Annotated in this window: 19 protein-coding genes and 1 pseudogene; 7 read left to right on the top strand and 13 right to left on the bottom strand. The window is 70.4% G+C overall.

Going from position 1 to position 18,833, the window contains the following annotated elements:
- Positions 1-104: 104 nt before the first annotated feature.
- A complete protein-coding gene (locus AB0M51_RS01690; RefSeq protein WP_344189995.1) occupies positions 105-1,067 on the bottom strand; it encodes a hypothetical protein in 963 nt (320 codons plus the stop codon).
- A 103-nt stretch (positions 1,068-1,170) separates the two neighbouring features.
- On the opposite strand from AB0M51_RS01690, the gene AB0M51_RS01685 reads away from it, so the two are divergent.
- Positions 1,171-1,680, top strand: a complete 510-nt coding sequence (locus tag AB0M51_RS01685; protein WP_344189997.1) for a SigE family RNA polymerase sigma factor — start codon at positions 1,171-1,173, stop codon at positions 1,678-1,680.
- On the top strand, positions 1,677-2,756 hold the full coding sequence (locus tag AB0M51_RS01680; RefSeq protein WP_344189999.1) for a Gmad2 immunoglobulin-like domain-containing protein: 1,080 nt from the start codon (positions 1,677-1,679) through the stop codon (positions 2,754-2,756). The genes AB0M51_RS01685 and AB0M51_RS01680 overlap by 4 nt, the downstream gene beginning before the upstream one ends.
- A gap of 3 nt (positions 2,757-2,759) precedes the next feature.
- Here the strand turns inward: AB0M51_RS01680 and AB0M51_RS01675 are convergent, their stop codons facing one another.
- Positions 2,760-3,092, bottom strand: coding sequence for a helix-turn-helix domain-containing protein (locus AB0M51_RS01675; protein WP_344190001.1), 333 nt, complete (start codon positions 3,090-3,092; stop codon positions 2,760-2,762).
- A gap of 65 nt (positions 3,093-3,157) precedes the next feature.
- Between AB0M51_RS01675 and AB0M51_RS01670 the strand changes: the two genes are divergently transcribed.
- The gene (locus AB0M51_RS01670; RefSeq protein ID WP_344190003.1) at positions 3,158-3,631 is read left to right on the top strand and encodes a nuclear transport factor 2 family protein; all 474 of its coding nucleotides are present in this window, start codon (positions 3,158-3,160) and stop codon (positions 3,629-3,631) included.
- A gap of 10 nt (positions 3,632-3,641) precedes the next feature.
- Here AB0M51_RS01670 and AB0M51_RS01665 read toward each other — a convergent pair whose 3' ends face one another.
- The 5 genes from AB0M51_RS01665 to AB0M51_RS01645 form a co-directional block, all read right to left on the bottom strand.
- Positions 3,642-4,358: a 16S rRNA (uracil(1498)-N(3))-methyltransferase gene (locus AB0M51_RS01665; protein WP_344190005.1), complete on the bottom strand. Its 717-nt coding sequence runs from the start codon at positions 4,356-4,358 to the stop codon at positions 3,642-3,644.
- 144 nt (positions 4,359-4,502) lie between these two features.
- Complete coding sequence (dnaJ, locus tag AB0M51_RS01660; RefSeq protein ID WP_344190007.1) at positions 4,503-5,648, bottom strand: molecular chaperone DnaJ; 1,146 nt, start codon at positions 5,646-5,648, stop codon at positions 4,503-4,505.
- A gap of 24 nt (positions 5,649-5,672) precedes the next feature.
- Positions 5,673-6,695, bottom strand: coding sequence for a heat-inducible transcriptional repressor HrcA (hrcA, locus tag AB0M51_RS01655; RefSeq protein ID WP_344190009.1), 1,023 nt, complete (start codon positions 6,693-6,695; stop codon positions 5,673-5,675).
- 51 nt (positions 6,696-6,746) lie between these two features.
- Positions 6,747-7,850, bottom strand: coding sequence for a Gfo/Idh/MocA family oxidoreductase (locus AB0M51_RS01650; protein ID WP_344190011.1), 1,104 nt, complete (start codon positions 7,848-7,850; stop codon positions 6,747-6,749).
- Positions 7,835-8,476 carry a ThuA domain-containing protein gene (locus tag AB0M51_RS01645; RefSeq protein ID WP_344190013.1) on the bottom strand — a complete coding sequence of 214 codons (642 nt, stop codon included), beginning with the start codon at positions 8,474-8,476 and terminating at the stop codon, positions 7,835-7,837. Before AB0M51_RS01645 ends, AB0M51_RS01650 begins: the two co-directional genes overlap by 16 nt.
- Positions 8,477-8,653: 177 nt before the next feature.
- Between AB0M51_RS01645 and AB0M51_RS01640 the strand changes: the two are divergent.
- The 4 genes and pseudogenes from AB0M51_RS01640 to AB0M51_RS01625 form a co-directional block, all read left to right on the top strand.
- Positions 8,654-8,947: pseudogene (locus tag AB0M51_RS01640) on the top strand (EF-Tu/IF-2/RF-3 family GTPase); the annotation flags it as partial.
- Positions 8,948-8,973: 26 nt separating this feature from the next.
- Complete coding sequence (locus AB0M51_RS01635) at positions 8,974-9,741, top strand: MBL fold metallo-hydrolase (protein ID WP_344190015.1); 768 nt, start codon at positions 8,974-8,976, stop codon at positions 9,739-9,741.
- An 80-nt stretch (positions 9,742-9,821) separates the two neighbouring features.
- Positions 9,822-11,357, top strand: coding sequence for an NCS1 family nucleobase:cation symporter-1 (locus AB0M51_RS01630; protein ID WP_344190017.1), 1,536 nt, complete (start codon positions 9,822-9,824; stop codon positions 11,355-11,357).
- A gap of 9 nt (positions 11,358-11,366) precedes the next feature.
- Positions 11,367-12,191: a DUF3097 domain-containing protein gene (locus AB0M51_RS01625; RefSeq protein ID WP_344190019.1), complete on the top strand. Its 825-nt coding sequence runs from the start codon at positions 11,367-11,369 to the stop codon at positions 12,189-12,191.
- On the opposite strand, the gene AB0M51_RS01620 is transcribed toward AB0M51_RS01625, so the two are convergent.
- The 6 genes from AB0M51_RS01620 to AB0M51_RS01595 are packed head-to-tail and all read right to left on the bottom strand — an operon-like array spanning position 12,166 to position 18,831.
- Positions 12,166-14,742 (bottom strand): DUF3376 domain-containing protein, encoded by a 2,577-nt coding sequence (locus AB0M51_RS01620; protein ID WP_344190021.1) that lies wholly within the window; start codon positions 14,740-14,742, stop codon positions 12,166-12,168. The two genes, AB0M51_RS01625 and AB0M51_RS01620, sit on opposite strands and share 26 nt — an antisense overlap.
- 58 nt (positions 14,743-14,800) lie before the next feature.
- The gene (locus AB0M51_RS01615; protein WP_344190023.1) at positions 14,801-15,481 is read right to left on the bottom strand and encodes an N-acetylmannosamine-6-phosphate 2-epimerase; all 681 of its coding nucleotides are present in this window, start codon (positions 15,479-15,481) and stop codon (positions 14,801-14,803) included.
- Positions 15,478-16,416: an ROK family protein gene (locus AB0M51_RS01610; RefSeq protein ID WP_344190025.1), complete on the bottom strand. Its 939-nt coding sequence runs from the start codon at positions 16,414-16,416 to the stop codon at positions 15,478-15,480. Before AB0M51_RS01610 ends, AB0M51_RS01615 begins: the two co-directional genes overlap by 4 nt.
- Complete coding sequence (locus AB0M51_RS01605) at positions 16,413-17,138, bottom strand: GntR family transcriptional regulator (protein ID WP_344190027.1); 726 nt, start codon at positions 17,136-17,138, stop codon at positions 16,413-16,415. The genes AB0M51_RS01610 and AB0M51_RS01605 overlap by 4 nt, the downstream gene beginning before the upstream one ends.
- Before the next feature lie 2 nt (positions 17,139-17,140).
- Positions 17,141-17,965: a carbohydrate ABC transporter permease gene (locus tag AB0M51_RS01600; RefSeq protein WP_344190029.1), complete on the bottom strand. Its 825-nt coding sequence runs from the start codon at positions 17,963-17,965 to the stop codon at positions 17,141-17,143.
- Positions 17,962-18,831 (bottom strand): sugar ABC transporter permease, encoded by an 870-nt coding sequence (locus AB0M51_RS01595; RefSeq protein ID WP_344191204.1) that lies wholly within the window; start codon positions 18,829-18,831, stop codon positions 17,962-17,964. Before AB0M51_RS01595 ends, AB0M51_RS01600 begins: the two co-directional genes overlap by 4 nt.
- Positions 18,832-18,833 lie beyond the last annotated feature (2 nt).

Genomic DNA, 18,833 nt, shown 5'->3' with positions numbered 1-18,833 from the left:
CGCCTGCGTGGCGGTTGCCGCACCGTTCGGGTGGGCTTCCGGTTCGATACTGCGTGGCCTGGACAGGCTCTTCCTCCTGAGTACTGGTGATGGGAGCTTCCATGCTAGCCGTCCCGACCGACACCCTCACGTGTAATTCCCCGGGACACCCCGCCCGGCGGCCGCCCCGCGGCAGGTGCCGCCGCTTCCGCGGCCGGCCCGGGGGCCGGGTTCGGTGTCAGGACACCGGCCAGCCGGGCGATCTCGTCGGCCTCCGGGCCGGGCCGGAGGACGCCGTGCTCGAGGGCCAGCCGGCGGTTGCGTTCGGCGGTCCATTCGCGGTCCGGGTGCAGGCTGACGGTGACCCCGGCCGCCGACGGCCGCAGCGTCGGCCCCAGGTCGGCGCGTCGCGCCCGGTCGGCAACGTCCGGCGGCGAGCTCCGGTTGAGCTCGTAGCCGCGCAGCATCCGGTACGTCGCCTCGACCGCGGCGCGGGTGGACCCGGAGTTCACCGGCGGCCTGTCGAACTCGTCGGAGTGCGTGTTCCGCCCGTCGTCCACGCCGACCGCGTGCACCGGCGTGAACACGTGCAGCGACCGTACCGGCGCGTTCACGTCGCCGTCGTACACCGAGTCCTCGCGCCAGGCGTGCGCACCGGAATAGCTGTCCTGCAAGGCGTGTGCGGCCGCGCCGAGGTGCGTGAACTCGTCGGCGGCCGACCCGTGCGCGGAGGCGAGCTGCTCGTGGATGTACTCGGTGTTGCTCCGCAGGTTGTCCCAGCCCTTGCGGTACGGGTCCGCCATGAAGTGCTCGCGCTGCGCGTCCGGGTTGGCGTACGCCGAGTGCGTCGTCGGGCCGGGGCCGACGTACGGGAACGAGCGTCCGGTGCCGTTGAAGTTCTTGATCACGCCTGCGCCGACAGCCCTGTCCTGGTGCGCCTGGGCCTTGTCGAGGAGCTCGGCGTACTGCTCACGAGGCACGCCGCGGATCGTGCCGTCGGGCGCGGCCAGGTGCTGGTAGAGCCGGGCGACGGCGGCGTGCGTGATCTCGTGATGACCTGACCACTCACTGTCGCCGTGCTGCTTCATCTCCTCAGGTTCCCATCAGAACGGGGCATGCTGTTGTCAACCTGGGACGGAGTCTTGGCGTCGTCTTTTCGTGGCACAACCTGCCGTGGTGTACGAAGAGTGCGTGACACCTGAGTCGTCGTGGAGCGCGGACGAGGCGCTGACGGCTGTCTACACCGCGCACTACACGTCGCTCGTCCGGCTCGGCGCGCTGCTGCTACGCGACACCGGCACGGCCGAAGAGATCGTGCAGGACGCGTTCGTCGCGATGCACGGCCGCTGGAACCGGCTGCGCGATCCCGACAAGGCGCTCGCGTACCTGCGGACCGCCGTGGTGAACCGCTGCCGGTCCCGCCAGCGCCACCTCGTCGTGGTGGACAAGCACACCCCGAAGTCGCTCCCCGACGAACCGAGCGCCGAGCAGGCGGTCCTGCGGACCGAGCAGACCGATCGGGTCATCGAGGCGATGCGGACCCTGCCGGAGAAGCAACGCACCGTGATGGTGCTGCGGTACTACGGTGACCTGTCGGAGGCGGAGATCGCCGACACGATGGGCATCAGCCGGGGCTCCGTGAAGAGCCATGCCGCGCGCGCGACCAAGTCGCTGCGCCAGGTCCTGGAGCAGAACGTATGAACGACAACTCCCACGACCAGTTCGACGAGTTGATGCGGCGGGCCCTCCGCGAGGAGGCGGACCGGATCGAGCCGGCCGACGCCCTGCTGGAGATCCGCAGCCGCGCGCACGCCCAGCGCCCGTCCACCCGCCACCCCTGGTTCCTGACCGCCGGCGTCGCGGCGATCGGCACCGCGGCCGCGATCGGCGCGTTCACCGTCTTCACCGGCACCGACACCACCGCCCACGACGGCGACGCCGTCGCCGGCCAGCGCACCAGCACCACGTCCGCCCTGCCGGAGTCCCAGGCCCCGACGGTCCGCACCGCGTCCCCGGTGCCCAGCCAGGCCACGAGGACACGCGGCGTACCGGAGGCGTCGGTGCACGACATGCTGGTCCCGGTCTACTGGCTCGGCACCCAGGTCGGCGCGCAGAAGAAGGCGTCCGCCCGGCTGTACCGCACCTGGTCGAAGGTCAGCGGTCGCCCGGCGGAGCAGGCGGTCCGGATCATGACCACGAAGAACCCCGACGACCCGGACTACTACTCGGTCTGGCGCGGTGCGGCGGTGAACAGGGTGACCCGCGACAACGACGAAGTCACGGTCGACTTCAAACAGTTGCCGAAGGCCACGCTGGACGAGGACGTCGCGCGGGTCGCGGCGCAGCAGCTCGTCTACACGGTCCAGGGCGCGCTCAAGGACGACCAGACCCCGATCCGCGTCACGCAGAACGGTGCGGCCGTGCAGCAGCTCTTCGGACAGATCGACGCCAGCGAGCCGCTGGACCGGGCGCTGGCCTCCGACGTGCAGGCGCTGGTCTGGATCGACTCACCCAAGCAGGACCAGGCGCTGACGCCCAAGGTCACCGTGCAGGGCGTGGCGGCGGCGTTCGAGGCGACGGTCAACTACCAGGCGACGAACCTGAAGACCCGTGAGGTGCGGAAGAGCCACACCAGCACCAAGCAGGGTCAGACGTTCTCGCCGTACTCGTTCCAGCTGACGCTCAGCCCGGGGCCGTGGCAGATCAGCGTGTACCTCGTGTCCGCCGCCGACGGCACGGTCACGGACACCGACAGCAAGGCGATCCTGGTGAAGTAGGGGTCAGTCGCCCTCGCGGCCGATCGTCGCGGCGAGGAGGCCGGGGAACGCCGCGTCGAACTCGGAGCGACGCAGGCGGTTCAGGCGGCGGGCGCCCTCGTCGCGCTGCTCGATCAGGCCGGCGGAGCGCAGTACGGCGAAGTGGTGGCTGGCGGTCGCTTTCTTGACCGGGAGGTCGAACGTGCCGCAGGCGCGCGTCCACTCCTCGTGGGCGGCGAGGTCGCGAAGGATCGACCGGCGGACCGGGTCGGCGAGGGCGTCGAGCGCGGACTGCAGGGTCACCTCGGCGGGGTCGACGTGCGTGAGCGTCCTCGCTCTGGCGGACTCGACGGTCATGATGTTCGATCCTCGTCGTACAGTTGTGTTCGGTTCCTGTCTAACAGCTTAGCGAGGTACTGGCGATGATCGAACTGGTGGACTACGGCTTCGGGCCTGGTGCGCGCTCCCGGACGGACGAGGCGCGGACGCCGGGGCGGGCCGGCGCACTGGCGGCGCTGGAGACGTTCTACTACGCGCTGAACTCCAAGGACCTGGAGACGCTGGCCGCCGGCTGGGTGGACGATCCGCTGGTGCAGCTGAACAATCCCGTCGGCGGGATCCTGCGGGGGCGGGACGCCGTACGTGAGCTGTACGAGCGGGTGTTCGCGGGAGTCCTGGACGTCCAGGTGACGTTCGGCGACGCCGCGACGTACTGGCTCGGCGACTCGGTGATCTTCGCCGGCCGCGAAACCGGCACCTACCTGGGCAACCGCCCGCTACACATCCGAACCACCAGGGTCTTCACGTACGACGGTGTCTGGCGCCAACTCCACCACCACGGCAGCATCGACGACCCGGACCTGCTGGCGGCGTACCAGCGAGCCGTCCGCGGCTGACCTCCCCGGATCAGCGCCAGCGGGAGCGGGACAGGAGGGCGGAGGCTGCGGCGACTCCGGCCGTGGAGGTTCGCAGGACGGTGTCGCCGAGGCGGATCGGCTCGACGGCGAAGGACGTGAGCTCCGCCGGGGCCAACCCGCCCTCGGGGCCGATCACGATGACGATGTCGCCGTCATCGGGCGGGTCGAGGGTGGCGAGCGGGACGGTGGCTTCCTCGTGCAGTACGACGGGGAGCGCGGCGGCGGCGAGGCGCTTCGCGACGTCGGCCGTGGTGGCGAGCGGCGTGACCTCGGCGAACCACGTCCGGCGGGACTGCTTGCTCGCCTCGAACGCCCAGGCCTGCCACTTCGCGAGCATCTTCTCGACCCGCTCCGGGTTCGCCCGGAACTGGCTGCGTTCCGCGTTCCACGGGACGATCACGTCGACGCCGACCTCGGTCAGCATCTCCACGGCCAACTCGGCCCGCTCCCCCTTCGGCACCGCCTGGACCACGACCAGCCGCGGGTCCGCCTGCGCGACGGTCCCCCGTTCGTCGACGGCAACCGTCACGCCGACCTTGGACGCGTCCACCACAGGCCCTTCTGCCCACGCACCGCGCCCGTCCGTCAGCCGGATCCGCTCCCCCGGCCCGATCCGCCGTACGACGGCCGCATGCCGCCCCTCAGGTCCGTCCAGCACGACCTCGTCCCCACCGAGCTCAGCCCGAAAGAACACCGCGACGCCCACCGACCCACACCTCCCGCATGACCGTCCACCACGAGCCGGCCCAGGATCTCACGCCAACCATCCGAGGGTTGCCCCCTCAAGTGGAGGGTTGTCCGGTGAGGGACAGGCCCGGCGTCGGTAGGCGGCCAGTGGGGTCAGTGGTTGTCAGTGGGCGCCGAAGGCGTCGCGGAGGCGGCCGAAGACGCTCTTGTGGGTGGCTTGGACCTGGCCCTGGGGGCGTTCCTCGTCGCGGGCCACGGCGAGCTGGCGGAGCAGGTCGGCCTGGGCGTCGTCGAGCTTGGTGGGGGTCTCGACGATCACCTGGACGATCAGGTCGCCGCGCCCCGCGTGCCGCAGCCGCGGTACGCCGCGAGCGGTCAGCGTCTGCTGGGTCCCCGACTGGGTCCCCGGGCGGATCTCCAGCGGCGTGGTCTCGCCCTCCAGCGTGGGCAGGTCGATCGTCGTCCCGAGCGCGGCCGCCGTCATCGGCAGCGTGACCGTGCAGTGCAGGTCGTCGCCGTTCCGGGTGAAGATGTCGTGCGGCTCGACCTCGATCTCGACGTACAGGTCACCGGCCGGGCCGCCGCCGGGGCCGACCTCGCCCTGACCGGACAGCTGCACGCGCGTCCCGCTGTCGACCCCGCCGGGGATCTTCACGGTGACGGTACGCCGGGAGCGCACCCGCCCGTCGCCGGAGCACTCGACGCACGGGTTCGGGATCGTGGTGCCGTAGCCGCGGCAGTTCGGGCACGGGCGCATCGTCCGCACCTCGCCGAGGAACGACCGCTGCGTGTGCGTCACCTCGCCGCGTCCGTGGCAGATCTCGCAGGTGACCGGCTCCGACCCGGCCGCCGCGCCGGACCCGCTACAGGTCGGGCACAGTACGGCGGTGTCGACCTTGAGCTCCCGCGTCGTACCGAAGGCCGCCTCGGCGAGGTCGATCCGCAGCGGGATCAGCGCGTCCTGGCCGCGCCGGGTGCGCGGCCGCGGCCCGCGGGTGGCGCCGCCGGTCTGGCCGAAGAACGCGTCCATGATGTCGGTGAACGTGAACGCCTGCCCGAAGCCCGCGGCACCGCCCGGCCCGCCGGCCGCGGACGCGAACGGGTCGCCGCCGAGGTCGTGCATCTGCCGCTTCTGCGGGTCGCTGAGCACCTGGAAGGCGCGCCCGATCTCCTGGAACTTCTGGTGCGCGTCCTCGGAGTCGTTCACGTCCGGGTGGTACTGACGTGCCAGCTTGCGGTACGCCTTCTTGATCTCGTCCGGTGACGCGTCACGGCTGACACCTAGGACGGCGTAGTAATCGGTGCTCATACTCCAGACCAGGGGTTGTCTTATTTAGGATTCGGCCAGTATCTGGCTGACGTAGCGCGCGACGGCCCGTACGGCGCCCATCGTGCTCGGGTAGTCCATGTGGGTGGGTCCGACGATGCCGAGGGTGGCGAGCACCTCCGACTTCGAGCCGTACCCGGTCGCGACCACCGAGGTCGTGGCGAGTTCCTCGTACGGGTTCTCGTGCCCGATCCGGACGGTCAGCGTCTGCGGGTTGGTCGCCTCGCCGAGCAGCTTGAGCAGGATGACGTGCTCCTCGAGCGCCTCCAGCACCGGCTTCACGTTCCGCTCGAAGTCGTCGCCGTACCGGGTCAGGTTGGCGGCGCCGCCGACCGCGATCCGCTGCTCCCCGACCTCGTCGGTGAACGCCTCGAACAGCGTGGTGACGATCGACGAGACCAGGGCGCGGTCCGCCGGTGCGAACAGTTCGGGCACGCTCGCGAGCGCCGTCGCCGCGTCGGTCAGTCGCTGACCGGCGAGCGCGGTGTTCAGCCGGGACCGCAGGTCCGCGGTCAGTTGCTCGTCGACGTCCTGCGGGTGCTCGACGATCCGCTGCTCGACCCGGCCGTTGCTGGTGATCAGCACCAGCAGCAGCCGGCGCGGGCTCATCGTGACGACCTCGATGTGCCGCACGCTCGACCGGTTCAGCGACGGGTACTGCACGATGGCGACCTGGCGGGTGATCTGGGCGAGCAGCCGGACGGTACGCCGGACCACGTCGTCCAGGTCGACCGCGCCGGCCAGGAACGACGTGATCGCCTTCTTCTCCGCCGTCGACAGCGTCTTGACCGTGCTCAGCTTGTCGACGAACAGCCGGTACCCCGCGTCGGTCGGGATCCGGCCGGCGCTGGTGTGCGGCTGGGTGATGTACCCCTCCTCCTCCAGCGCCGCCATGTCGTTACGCACGGTGGCCGGGGAGACACCGAGGTTGTGGCGGTCGACCAGTGCCTTCGACCCGATCGGCTCGTGGGTGGCGACGTAGTCCTCGACGATGGCGCGGAGCACATCCAGCTTGCGGTCGTCCAGCACGCGCACACCACCCTCTCCGACTCCTGGCACTCAGTCCTTCGGAGTGCCAGTCTAGGCGGTCTCGGGCGAGGCTCCCAACGGAACGGGCGCGGGACGCGTCACGGTACTGGCCACATCGAGCGGCTGATCCTGTACGGCGGAGTCCACGAACGACTCCAGTACGTCGAGCACGTGGTACGCCAGCTCGCCGGTCGCGCGGTGCGGCTCGCCGGTGCGCAAGGCCCGGGCCATGTCCGCGACACCGACGCCGCGCCCGGCTCCGGCGTACCCGCCGGCGACCGGCACCTCGGTCCACTCGCGCCGCTCCGGGGTGACGATCTCGACGGTCCCGTCGAAACCGTTCGGGTCCGGCACGGACAGGCTGCCGTCGGTCCCGTGGACCTCGATCCGGGGCAGCCGCCCGGCCCAGACGTCGAACGACATCAGCACGGTGGTCAGTGCGCCCGACTCGTGCTCCAGTACGCCGGTGACGTGCGTCGGCACCTCCACGTCGAACACGGTCCCGGCGCGGGGCCCGGTGTGGATCTCCCGCTGCTGCTTCGCCCGGCCCGCGCGGGCGGTGACCCGGACGACCGGCCCGAGCAGCGTGACCAGGCTGGTCACGTAGTACGGCCCCATGTCGAGGACGGGGCCGCCGCCCGGCTGGTAGTAGAACTCGGGCGCCGGGTGCCACAGCTCGTGGCCGGGGGTCACCATGAACGCGGTCGCCGCATGCGGGATGCCGATGTCGCCGCGGTCGATCACCGCGCGCGCCGTCTGGGTGCCGGTGCCGAGGACGGTGTCCGGCGCACAGCCGATCCGCAGGTCGTTGGCGGCGGCGTACTTCAGCAGCGGCTCCGCTTCGGCACGGTCCATCGCCAGCGGCTTCTCGCCGTACACGTGCTTGCCCGCGGCCAGCGCGGCCTGGTGCACCGCGGCGTGGGCTGCCGGGATCGTGAGGTTGAGGACGATGTCGACGTCGTCGGCCGCGTACAGCTCCTCGGGTGACACCGCACGGATGCCCGGGTTCTGGTCCGCGATCGCCTGCGCGCGCGAGACGTCCAGGTCCGCGACGGCGACCACGTCGACGCCGGGGAGCTCGGCCAGGTGGTCCAGGTACGTGCCGGAGATGACGCCCGTACCGACGATGCCGACTCCGGTCACTTGCTCGCCCACAGCAGCCCCCGCTCGATGATCGTCTTGACCTCGGGCGTCTCCAGATCGTCCAGCTTGTGGCCGACCGTGCAGACGAAGACCTTGCCCTCACCCCAGGTGCGGGTCCAGATCGCCGGCATCACGGCGCCCTCGATCCACGGGTAGTCCGGGTGCGACTCGAACGTCGTGGTGGCGAGCACGGTGTTCGTCGGGTCGTAGTGGATGTAGTACTGCTCGGTGTGCACGTCGAAGTGCTTGATGCCTTCGACGATCGGGTGATCGGCAACGATGTCGACCCGGTAGTCGGTGTACCCGTGCGGGTGCGAGATGAACTGCCCGCCGGTGATGAAGCTGTAGTCGACGTTCTTCCGGAACGAGTCCGCGATCCCGCCGTGCCAGCCGGCGAACCCGGTACCGCGCCGGATCGCCGCCTCCAGGCCCTTGAAGTGCTCGGGCTCGATCTCGCTCATCGTCACGCACTGCAGCACCAGGTCGACGCCGTCGAGGTCCAGGTACGCCGCGGTGGTGTCGGAGACCGTCACCTCGAACCCGTTCGCCTCGAGGTGCGGGATGAACAGATCGGTCGCCTCGACCGGGGAGTGCCCTTCCCAGCCACCCCGGACCACAACCGCACGTCGTGTCGTCACACCGGCCACCCTTCGAAAGTTTCGGAGTTCCGTTCGGAACACTTGCGACCTTAAGTCGCCAGGAGAGGGCTTGCCAACCGTTACTCTCACCACATGGGCTGGAAGTTCTGGAAGCGGTCGAATCCGATGGATCCGCAGGAGCTGCTGGCGCGCGGCCACGCGCAGCCGAACAGCTTCCCGGAGCGGCCGCAGGACAGCCTGCCGGTGGGGTCGTTCGGGCTGACGGTCGAGGACGTGTTCTCGATCACCGGGCGCGGGACCGTGGTCACCGGGCAGGTGCGGACCGGGACCGTGTCGGTCGGCGACCAGGTCATGCTCAGCCGCGCCGGGCAGCCGCTGCTGCAGGTCGAGGTGACCGGGGTCGAGATGTTCCGCAAGATCGTGCAGACCGCGAAGGCCGGCGACAACGTCGGGCTGCTGCTCCGCGGGATCAAGCGGGACCAGGTGGCCAGGGGCGACGTACTCAGCAAGTAACGCGGGCAAGTAGTGTCGAGCGCATGAGTTGGCAGGAGCTCGGCGACCGCACCTGGGTCCGCCGGTACGACGAATGGGACCTGAACGTCGGCCTGATCGCCGGCGCGGACGGTGCGGTGGTGATCGACACCCGCGCCACCGCCGAGGAGGCCGAGCAGCTCCGCGAGCACATCCGCGAACTCACCGACCTCCCGGTGAAGTGGGTCGTGAACACCCACGCCCACTTCGACCACGTGAACGGCAACGGCGTCTTCGAGGGCGCCGAGGTCTTCCTGCACGAGAACGCCGCCGCCGAGCAGAACCTCGCCGGTACGACGTTCGCCGCCGCGAAGGTGATCGACCTCGGCGACCGCCGCGTCGAACTGCTGTGGGTCGGCAACGGGCACACGTCCGGCGACACCGTGGTCGCCGTACCGGACGTCGAGGTGTTCTTCGTCGGCGACCTGCTCGAGGAGTCGGCGCCGCCGTCGTACGGCGAGGACTCGTTCCCGCTGGAGTGGCCGGACACGATCCAGGCCGTGGTCGGGATGATGCCGCCGAACGTGCGGATCGTCCCGGGGCACGGCGCGGTCGTCGACCTGGAGTTCGCGCACGACCAGGCGATCGAGCTGGGCAAGGTGGCGAACCTGATCTCGTCGCTGCACCACGCCGGCACCTCGCTGGAGGACGCCCTCAAGAGCACCGAGGACTGGCCCTGGCCGGTCGGCGAGCTCCAGGACGCGATCCGCCGCGGGTACGCCGTACTCGGCACCCCGCAACGCCCGAGCCTCCCGTTGCTCGGCCCCGGATAACCCCTTTCCGTTGACATCGGACGGCCGGTCGCGCAACTTGTTCGGAACGGACTTCGCCCGACCGGATGGGGTGGTACCGCATGGCGACTATCCAACAGACAGTGCACCCGGACGGACGGGTCGAACTGACCGATCCGGTGGCGCTGGCCGGCAGCCGGTACGCGAACGCGGAGCTGGCGCCGACGCGGTTGCCCGAGCGGACCTGGACGACGTACAACTACGCGGCGCTGTGGATGGGGATGGCGCACAACATCCCCAGCTACCTGCTCGCGTCCGGGCTGGTCGCGCTCGGGATGAACTGGCTGCAGGCGTTCCTCACGATCACCCTCGGGAACCTGATCGTCCTGGTCCCGCTGCTGCTGAACAGCCACGCCGGCACCAAGTACGGCATCCCGTTCCCGGTCTTCGCGCGGGCGTTCTACGGCGTCCGCGGCGCGAACTTCCCGGCGTTGCTGCGGGCCTTCATCGCCTGCGGCTGGTTCGGGATCCAGACCTGGATCGGCGGCCAGGCGATCTTCGTGATCGTCGGCGAGCTGTTCGGCAAGGGCTGGACCGGCGCGTCCGCGGTCGGCGGCCACCCGTGGACGATGTGGCTGAGCTTCCTGTTCTTCTGGGCCCTGCAGATGGTGCTGATCTTCCGCGGTATCGAGGGCCTGCGCCGGTTCGAGAACTGGGCGGCGCCGCTGGTCACGATCGCGTTCGTCGCGCTGATGGTGGCGATCCTGGTGAAGGCCGGCGGCCTCGGCCCGATCCTGTCGCAGCCGTCCAAGCTCGGCTGGGGAGCTGACTTCTGGACGATCTTCGCGCCGTCGCTGATGGGCATGATCGCCTTCTGGGCCACGCTGTCGCTGAACATGCCGGACTTCACCCGGTTCGGGAAGGGCCAGCGGGCGCAGGTGTGGGGCCAGGTGATCGGGCTGCCGACCACGATGTCGTTCATCGCGCTGGTCTCGATCATCACCACCTCCGGCACCGTGGTGCTGTACGGCTCCGCGATCTGGGACCCGGTCGAGCTCACCCGCCGGTTCGAGAACCCGGTGGTCGTCACGATCGGCCTGATCATGGCGATCCTCGCGACGATGTCCTGCAACGTCGCGGCGAACGTCGTGAGTCCGTCGTACGACTTCGCGAACGCGTTGCCCCGCTGGCTGAACTTCCGGTCCGCGGGCCTGGTCACCGGCGTGATCGGGATCGTCATCCAGCCGTGGCGGCTGATCTCGGACCCGTCGATCTACATCTTCGTGTGGCTGTCGTTCTACGGCGGGCTGCTCGCGTCGGTGGCCGGCGTACTGATCGCCGGGTACTGGCTGATCGACCGCACGCACCTGCAACTCGCGGACCTCTACACACCGAACGGCCGCTACTGGTACTCGGCCGGCTGGAACTGGCGCGGCGTGGTCGCGACCCTGTTCGGCTCCGTGCTCGCGGTCGGCGGCGCCTACTCGAACCCGGGCGCGGGCCCGTTCCCGCAACACGGCCTGATCCCGTTCCTCAAGCCGCTGTACGACTACTCGTGGGCGGTCGGCCTGGCCGCCGGATTCCTGGCGTACTTCGTCCTCACCCTGACCGCACCAACCCGCCAGTCGACAGCCACACATGCGGCTCCGACTTATTAGCATGTGCGAGTGGCTGACAGGTATGGGAACGACGTACTCGCGGGTGACTGGCGCAAGCCCAAGAACGGGCGGACCGTCGAGGTCGAGATCGAGAAGGGCATGGTCGTCGAGGAGCCCAGCTCCGGGTTCGTCGGGGCGATCGTGCGCTGGGAGCACGGCGTCGTCGATCTCGAGGACCGGCACGGGAAGATCCGCACCTACCCGCTCGGGCCGGGGTTCTGGCTGGACGGCAAGCCGGTCAGCCTGAAGCCGCCGAAGAAGGCGGGCCCGGCGAAGAAGACCAGGACCGCGTCCGGTTCGGTCGCGGTCGACAACGTCCGGGCCAAGGTCGCGCGGGCCAGCCGGATCTACGTCGAGGGCCGGCACGACGCCGAGCTGGTCGAGAAGGTCTGGGGCGACGACCTGCGGATCGAGGGCGTCGTGGTCGAGTACCTCGAGGGCGTCGACGACCTGGTCGAGATCGTCAACCGGTTCCAGCCCGGTCCCGGCCGGCGGCTCGGCGTCCTCGTCGACCACCTGGTCGAGGGCTCGAAGGAGTCGAAGATCGCGGCCCAGGTCAGCAACCGCTACGTACTCGTCGTCGGGCACCCGTTCATCGACATCTGGGAGGCGGTCAAGCCGTCGTCGGTCGGGATCAAGGCCTGGCCGCGGATCCCGCACGGGCAGGACTGGAAGAAGGGCGTGCTGCAGTCGTTCGGCTGGCCGGCCACCGACCAGGCCGACGTCGCCGCGGCCTGGAAACACATCCTGTCCAAGGTGAACAGCTTCGCCGACCTCGACCCGGCACTGCTCGGCCGGGTCGAAGAGCTCATCGACTTCGTGACTCTGGACTGATCTCCGGCATCCGTTCCTCCAGCCACGCGCGGATCCGGCGGCGGGTACGGCGGACGTACCAGGTGATCGCGCCGAGGACGGCGCTGAGGGCGAGGATCGCACCGGCCAGGACGGCGGCGATCAGCCGGACCGGGCCGACCACACCGGCCAGCACCAGCAGCCCGATCCCCACCGCGGCTGTTGCCAGCGGCAACCACGGCTCGAAGACCGGCGGCCGTTGCGCGGGCGTCAGCTTGGCGCCGCGCACGGTCCGCTCCCACACCGCCTGCCGGGCCGGCTCGGTGAACCAGCGCACGGTCCGCAGCAGCCACGAGCCGGGCTGGTTCTTCCGCCCGGCGGTCGCCTTCACCCAGTCGCCGACCCGCGGCCCGAGTCCGCCGGACACGTCGACCATCCGGTCCGCGAGGCCCTTCGTGATCGCGCGGCCCTCGGGCGACGCGTTCAGCTCGTCCCGCATCGTCAGCAACGCACTCATCCCGGCGTCGACCGGGAAGTCCCTGGCCAGCCGCTCGATCCGCTCGGCGACCTTGTCCAGCTGCCAGCCCTCGGCCTGCAGCACCTGGTGCTGCGTCTCGCGGATCCAGTCCGCGTCCGCGCCGAGCATCGCGCCGAGGTGCGCGACGCAGTGCAGCCGGCCCATCAGCCAGTCCCACCGCCGCCAGTCGGCGGCACCGAACGCACCGAAGTGCCCGACCTGGCTGCCGTACAGGATCCGGTCGTTCAGCTCGTTCGCGATCGCCCCCTCCTGCAGGTCGTCGAGCACCGCGAGCGGGATGTCCGGCCCGAGCCGGAGGAACTGGAACGGCGCACTGCGCTGCTCCGGAGTCCGCGCCGACGTACACCGGGACACGATCTCGACGTCGAGCGCGATGTCCACCAACTCCTGGCCGACGCTCTCGACCAGGGCAGCGAACGCGTCGCCGAGGGTGCGCTGGATCTGCAACTGCTCGAAGATGTCGTTCAGCCCGACCGCGACCGCCTCGGCACCGCCGGCCGGCCGCAGGTCGAGCTGCGCGGCCGCCAGCTGTACGTCGAGTGCGTCGCGGACGGCCTGCACCTTCAGCAGACAGTCGCTGGCCGCGGTCAGCCGCTTCTCCAGGCCGGTCCGTTCCGCCCGCTCCGACCCGCTGATCCGCGTCCGCAACGAACGCAGGATCAACCTGACGATGCGTTCGGCCGCACCGGTCCCCCACAGCCACGCCGGCTTCCCGTCCGCGTCCTGGTGCAGCGCGGTCGTCGAGCCGTCCGGCCCGGGCACCCACGGGTGTTCGGTGCGCAGTACCTCGTCGATCTCGGACTCCGACAGCGCGGTCGCGGCGTCCAGTACGGTCGACTGGTCGTGGCTCGCGATCGTGACGGCCTCCCACACCCCGCCGGCCGCGCGGCCCCGCGAGTACGCCGGTTGCAGGGCCGTGGCCGCCGCCCGCAGCCGGGCCCGTTCGTCCGGTTGCTCCAGGCAACGGTCGAAGAGCCGCTGGGTGTCGGACCAGGACGCGTCCGCGTCCAGCAGCAGGCGTTCGAGCTGCTCGACGTCCGACCGGAAGTCCACCTCGCGCGGGAACTGCACCGCGGACAGCGCCGACACCCGCCAGCTCGGCTCCTTCGCCGCCGGCAGCGCCGTCGCCGCGTGCCCGATCCCCGCGGACGGTACGACGTACAGCACGTACCGGGTCGCCTTGCCGGTGACCGGACGCCGGGCGACGACGTCGAGCAGCGGACCGAACGGCGCGTTGTCGAGGACGCCGCCGTCGATCAGCCAGGCACCCGCCTCGGCCGGGCCGGGCCGCATCCGCGGCGGCTGCGCACCCAGCTCGGGCGTCTCCAGCACCGGGCCGAACGCGGCCGGGAACGACGCGGACGCCCGCGCCGCACGGGCCAGCAGTTCGGTGTCCTTCAGGCCGTTCTCGTCCGCGGAGACGAACTTTCGCTTCGCCCCGTCGTACGTCGGCGCGTCCTCGCTGGTGAAGCAGTACAGGTACCGATGATCCGGTACGACGAACTCCTGGCCGGCCGCGTCCTTCGCCGCGAACTGCTGCACGCCCAGGCCGGACGCGGTCACGAACAACGTCACCGGCTCCTCGGCCGCGCGCTCGCCCGCGTCGGCGACGTCCTTGAGCAGCCCCTCGACCTGCCGGAGGAAGTACTTGCCGTCCAGCACCGACGGCGACTTCACCCCCGCGGACGGCACCAGCTTGCCGACGTCGAGCGACCCGAGCCCGACCCACTTCTGCCGCAACCACGGCCCGTTCTCGCTGTCCGGGTCGAGGGTCGACCCGTTCGCGATCGCGGTCGCCAGCAGGGATCCGTTCAGCCCGCCGGCGCTCGTCCCGGCGATCACGTCCACGACGATCCGCCGCTGCTCGTCCCCGCGCCGGCACAACTCCCGCCACCGGTCCGCGATCACCGCGTCGTACCGCTGCGGCCCGGGCACGGCCGACCCGCCGGACGCCCGGCGGATCAGGTCCAGCTCATGCGTCACGCCCCCCATCCAGACCGCCAGGCTGACGCCCCCGTTCAGTACCAGGGCAATCCGGATCTCGTGGTCAGTCATCCGCCGCGCACCCTCCGGTCCTCACGCTGCCGAAGGTCTACCGTACCGATTGACGCGGTCAGGTGTGGAGGTGGTCGACGAAGGTGCGGGTGATCCGGGCCGGGTGCGTGATCGCGGTGCCGACGACGACGGCGTACGCGCCGGCGGTCAGGCAGGCCTGGGCGTCCTGCGGGTTGCGGATCCGGCCCTCGGCGATCACCGGAACGTTGACCCGGCCAACGAATTCGGCGAGCAGCTCGAGGTCCGGGCCGCGGCTGACCGGGCGGGCGCCGGTGTAGCCGGCGAGTGTGGTGCCGACGCAGTCAGCGCCGGCGTCGATGCTGTACAACGCGTCGTCGAGGCTCCCGCAGTCCGCCATCACCAGAGCGCCGCGGTCGTGGACGGCGGCGATGCTCGCGGCCAGCGGTTGCCCGTCGGGGCGCTCGCGGGCGGTGCCGTCGAGCGCGACGACGTCCGCTCCGGCGGTCACGCAGTCGACCGCGTCCGCGACCGTCGGCGTGATGAAGACGCCGTCGGAGCCGCGCTTCACCAGACCGATGAGGCAGACGTCGACCAGCGGCCGGATCGCCTTCAGGTCCTCGATGCCCTGCGCCCGGACGCCGTACGCACCACCCTGCACGACCGCCTGCGCGACGGCCGCCATGATGACCGGCGACCGCATCGGCTCGCCCGGGTACGCCTGGCAGGACACCACCAGCCGCCCCTTGATCGAGGCGAGTGCCCCCGTACGCGCGCTCATGCCGCCGTCCTCCTCATCACGTAGTGGGCTGCTCCGCGCAGCGCCGTCTCCGCACCACCGGCCGACACCTCGAGCCGGGTCTCGGCGACCGCCGGGATCAGGCCGTCCCGGTACGCCGTCCGCAGTGCCGGCTCCCACACCTCGCCCGCGCGGGCGACACTGCCCGCGACGACGACGAGTTGCGGATCGATCGCGTTCACCAGACCGGCTGCCGCCGCACCCAGCGCCGTACCCCCGGTGTGCAGTGCCGCCCGGGCGAGTTCGTCCGTACGACGGGCCAGGTCGCGCGTGGTCGCCACCGCGGGATCGCCGCCGTGCGCGTGGTACCAGGCGAGGATCCCGTAACCGCTGGCCACCGCTTCGAGGTGGCCGATCCGCCCGCAGGGACAGGGCATTCCGGCGGCCTCGGCGGCGACCACGTGGCCGAAATGCCCACCGGCGTGATGCGCGCCGAGGACCGGCTCGCCGTTCAGGATCAGGCTTCCACCGATCCCGGTCCCGGCGACCAGCGCCAGCAGGTTCGGCACGCCGTACTCGATCGACAGCCCGACGCCGAACGCGTTCCCGTCACCGATCACCCACACCGGCAGCCCGAGCCGCTGGGACACGAGCGGGCCGAGCGGCGTACCACCCCACCTACCGATGCTGCTGGTCGCGGTCAGCACCTTCCCGGCGGCAACATCAACGACTCCCGCCGCCGAGATTCCCACCGCACGATCCCCCGGCTCGCGCAACTCCTCCAACAACCCCACAACCACATCCACCACCCGCCCCGCCCCCGCAGAAGGAGCGGACGGAGGCGGCGTCTCCGGTGCCCCTGCTCCTGTGGGAGTTGGTGACTGCAGGATCTTTGTGACGAGCGCGCCCGTGGTGTCGGTCCGGGCGGCGGCGATCTTCGTCCCGCCGATGTCGGCGACCAGGATCCCAGCTGTCACTGTGCCGCCCGGGAGATCACGAGGTCGTAGTCGTAGCGGTCGCCGCGATAGATCGTCTCCGCGATCTCCACCGGTACGCCGGCCTCGGTGTAGCTGACCCGAGTGACCTGGAGCGCGGCGGCGCCGACCGCCTGGTCGAGGTGGTACGCCTGGTCGCGGTCGAGGTTCACCGCGTGGATCGACTGCGCGGCCCGCTCCACGGTGATCCCCGCCGCGCTCATCTGCGCGTACAGCGAGGCAGTCGGGTCGAACGCGGACCAGTCCGTCCCCATCGCCGGCAGGTGCACCGACTCCAGCGCCATCGGCGTACCGTCGGCCAGCCGCAGCCGTTCCAGGACGAGTACGTCGGCACCGGGCTCGATCCGCAGCCGCCGGGCGACGTCCTCTGTCGCCGGCTGCACCGCCGTACGAAGAACCGTCGTCGACGGCGTGAGACCGCGCTGCTGCATGTCCTCGGTGAAGCTGGTCAACCGCAGCGTCTTGGTGACCACGTCCGGATCGGCGACGAACGTACCGGACCCGTGCACCTGGTAGACCAGCCCGCGCCGTACCAGCTGCTCGATCGCCCGCCGGACGGTCATCCGGCTGACATCCAGCTGCTGCATCAGGTCGCGCTCCGACGGGAGATGGTCGTGCGGCTGCAGCTCCCCCGCCCGCCGTGCGATCTCGTCCGCGACCTGCTCGTACTTCAGGCGCTCTTGTGCTGTCCCCTTTGTTGGCATGGTCACCCCTTCACCGCGCCGGCCGCGAGGCCGCTGACCAGGTACCGCTGGGCGAAGACGGCGAACAGCACCGGCGGCAGGGTTGAGAGGATAGCCGTCGCCGAGATGTCGCCCCAGCGGATGCCGGTGCTGGTCACGAAGTTCGCGGCACCGAGGGTGATCGGGGTCGCGTTCGACGAGGACAGCACCAGCGCGAACAGGTAGTCGTTCCAGGAGAAGATGAACACCAGCACCGCGACCGCGACCAGCGACGGCGCCAGGATCGGCATCAGCACCGAGTACAGGATCCGGTAGGTGTTCGCGCCGTCCACCTTGGCGGCCTCCTCGACCTCGACCGGTACGTCGCGGAAGCCCGCCGACAGCAGGATGATCGCCAGCGGCAGGTTCAGGAAGGTGTTCGCGAGGATCAGCCCGGGCACGGTGTCGAGCAGGCCGAGGTTCGACATCAGCAGGAAGTACGGAACCGCGAAGAAGATCGCCGGCAGCAGCCGCAGTCCGCTGGACGCGTTCATGATGAAGCGGCCGCCGAACCCGAGCCGGATCGCCGAGTACGTGCTCGGGATCGCGATCGCCAGCACCAGCACGACCGCGCCGAGCGCGATCAGCGCCGAGTTCAGGAAGAACCGCGGGAAGTCGTACCCGGCGGCGCCGAGCGCGTTCGCGTAGTGCGCGCCGGTCGGCGTACCGACCGCGGTGGCACCACGTGAGATGTCGCCGTCGGACCGGAAGCTGACGAACAGCGCGTTGAACCACGGCACGTTGACGACGATCGCGATCAGGCCGACGGCGATCGTCGTACCCCACAACCGCCGCTTCCGGCCGGTCATCGGGCGTCCCCGTTCGGGTTCGCGATCCGCTTCACGAACAGCGGGACGAACGGCAGCAGGACCACCATCACGATCGCCGACGCGGCCGCCGCCAGCCCGAACCGACCGGACTCGAACGCGGTCTTGTAGATGTAGATGCTCATCGTGGTGGTCTTCGTCCCCGGCCCCCCGGCGGTCAGTACGTAGATCACGTCGAAGGTCCGGAGCGCGTCGATCAGCCGCAGGAAGATCGCCGCGAAGATGATCGGCTTCATGATCGGCACCACGATCGACCGGATCGTCCGCAGCCGCCCGGCCCCGTCGACCTGGGCGGCCTCCAGCACGTCGGTCGGGAACGACTGCAGGCCGGCGTACATCACCAGGAACGCGAACGGCGTCCACTGCAGGATGTCGAGCAGTACGAGCAGCGGGACCACCGTGTTCGGCGCGAACAGCGAGACGTCCAGGCCGACACCGCGCAGGGCCGCCGGGACCAGCCCGATGTCGCCGTTCAGCAGCAGCCGGAACATCACGCCGAGCAGCGCCGGCGCGACCATGATCGGGACCAGCAGCATCGTGAAGAAGACCTTCTTGCCGGGGAACTCGCGGTTCACCAGCAGCGCCAGGCCGAAGCCGAGCACGGTCTCGATCGCGGTCACCGCCAGCGCGAACAGCGCGGTGAACCTCGCGGCCGACCAGAACCCGGGATCGGTCAGCACGGTGCGGAAGTTCTCCACACCGGTGAACGCGGTCTCCGGGTTCTGCAGCGAGAGGCCGTAGAAGCCGGTCTGGATGCCCTGGTAGACCGGGTACGCCACGAAGATCAGCGCGAACACGATCAGCGGCGAACCCAGCACCCACTTCGGGAGTCGTGACGTGGTCCGCATGC

The organism is Kribbella sp. NPDC051137 (genome assembly GCF_040682535.1).
Taxonomy (GTDB): Bacteria; Actinomycetota; Actinomycetes; order Propionibacteriales; family Kribbellaceae; genus Kribbella; species Kribbella karoonensis.
This window is presented reverse-complemented; position numbering and strand designations above follow the sequence as displayed.

What these genes read in the sequence shown, in the direction of transcription:
- AB0M51_RS01675 (WP_344190001.1), bottom strand. Translation starts at nt 3,092, where the DNA reads ATGACCGTCGAGTCCGCCAGAGCGAGGACGCTCACGCACGTCGACCCC.
- AB0M51_RS01615 (WP_344190023.1), bottom strand. Translation starts at nt 15,481, where the DNA reads ATGAGCGCGCGTACGGGGGCACTCGCCTCGATCAAGGGGCGGCTGGTG.
- AB0M51_RS01605 (WP_344190027.1), bottom strand. Translation starts at nt 17,138, where the DNA reads ATGCCAACAAAGGGGACAGCACAAGAGCGCCTGAAGTACGAGCAGGTC.
- AB0M51_RS01620 (WP_344190021.1), bottom strand. Translation starts at nt 14,742, where the DNA reads ATGACTGACCACGAGATCCGGATTGCCCTGGTACTGAACGGGGGCGTC.
- AB0M51_RS01630 (WP_344190017.1), top strand. Translation starts at nt 9,822, where the DNA reads ATGGCGACTATCCAACAGACAGTGCACCCGGACGGACGGGTCGAACTG.
- AB0M51_RS01595 (WP_344191204.1), bottom strand. Translation starts at nt 18,831, where the DNA reads ATGCGGACCACGTCACGACTCCCGAAGTGGGTGCTGGGTTCGCCGCTG.
- AB0M51_RS01670 (WP_344190003.1), top strand. Translation starts at nt 3,158, where the DNA reads ATGATCGAACTGGTGGACTACGGCTTCGGGCCTGGTGCGCGCTCCCGG.
- dnaJ (WP_344190007.1), bottom strand. Translation starts at nt 5,648, where the DNA reads ATGAGCACCGATTACTACGCCGTCCTAGGTGTCAGCCGTGACGCGTCA.
- AB0M51_RS01680 (WP_344189999.1), top strand. Translation starts at nt 1,677, where the DNA reads ATGAACGACAACTCCCACGACCAGTTCGACGAGTTGATGCGGCGGGCC.
- AB0M51_RS01635 (WP_344190015.1), top strand. Translation starts at nt 8,974, where the DNA reads ATGAGTTGGCAGGAGCTCGGCGACCGCACCTGGGTCCGCCGGTACGAC.
- AB0M51_RS01600 (WP_344190029.1), bottom strand. Translation starts at nt 17,965, where the DNA reads ATGACCGGCCGGAAGCGGCGGTTGTGGGGTACGACGATCGCCGTCGGC.
- AB0M51_RS01690 (WP_344189995.1), bottom strand. Translation starts at nt 1,067, where the DNA reads ATGAAGCAGCACGGCGACAGTGAGTGGTCAGGTCATCACGAGATCACG.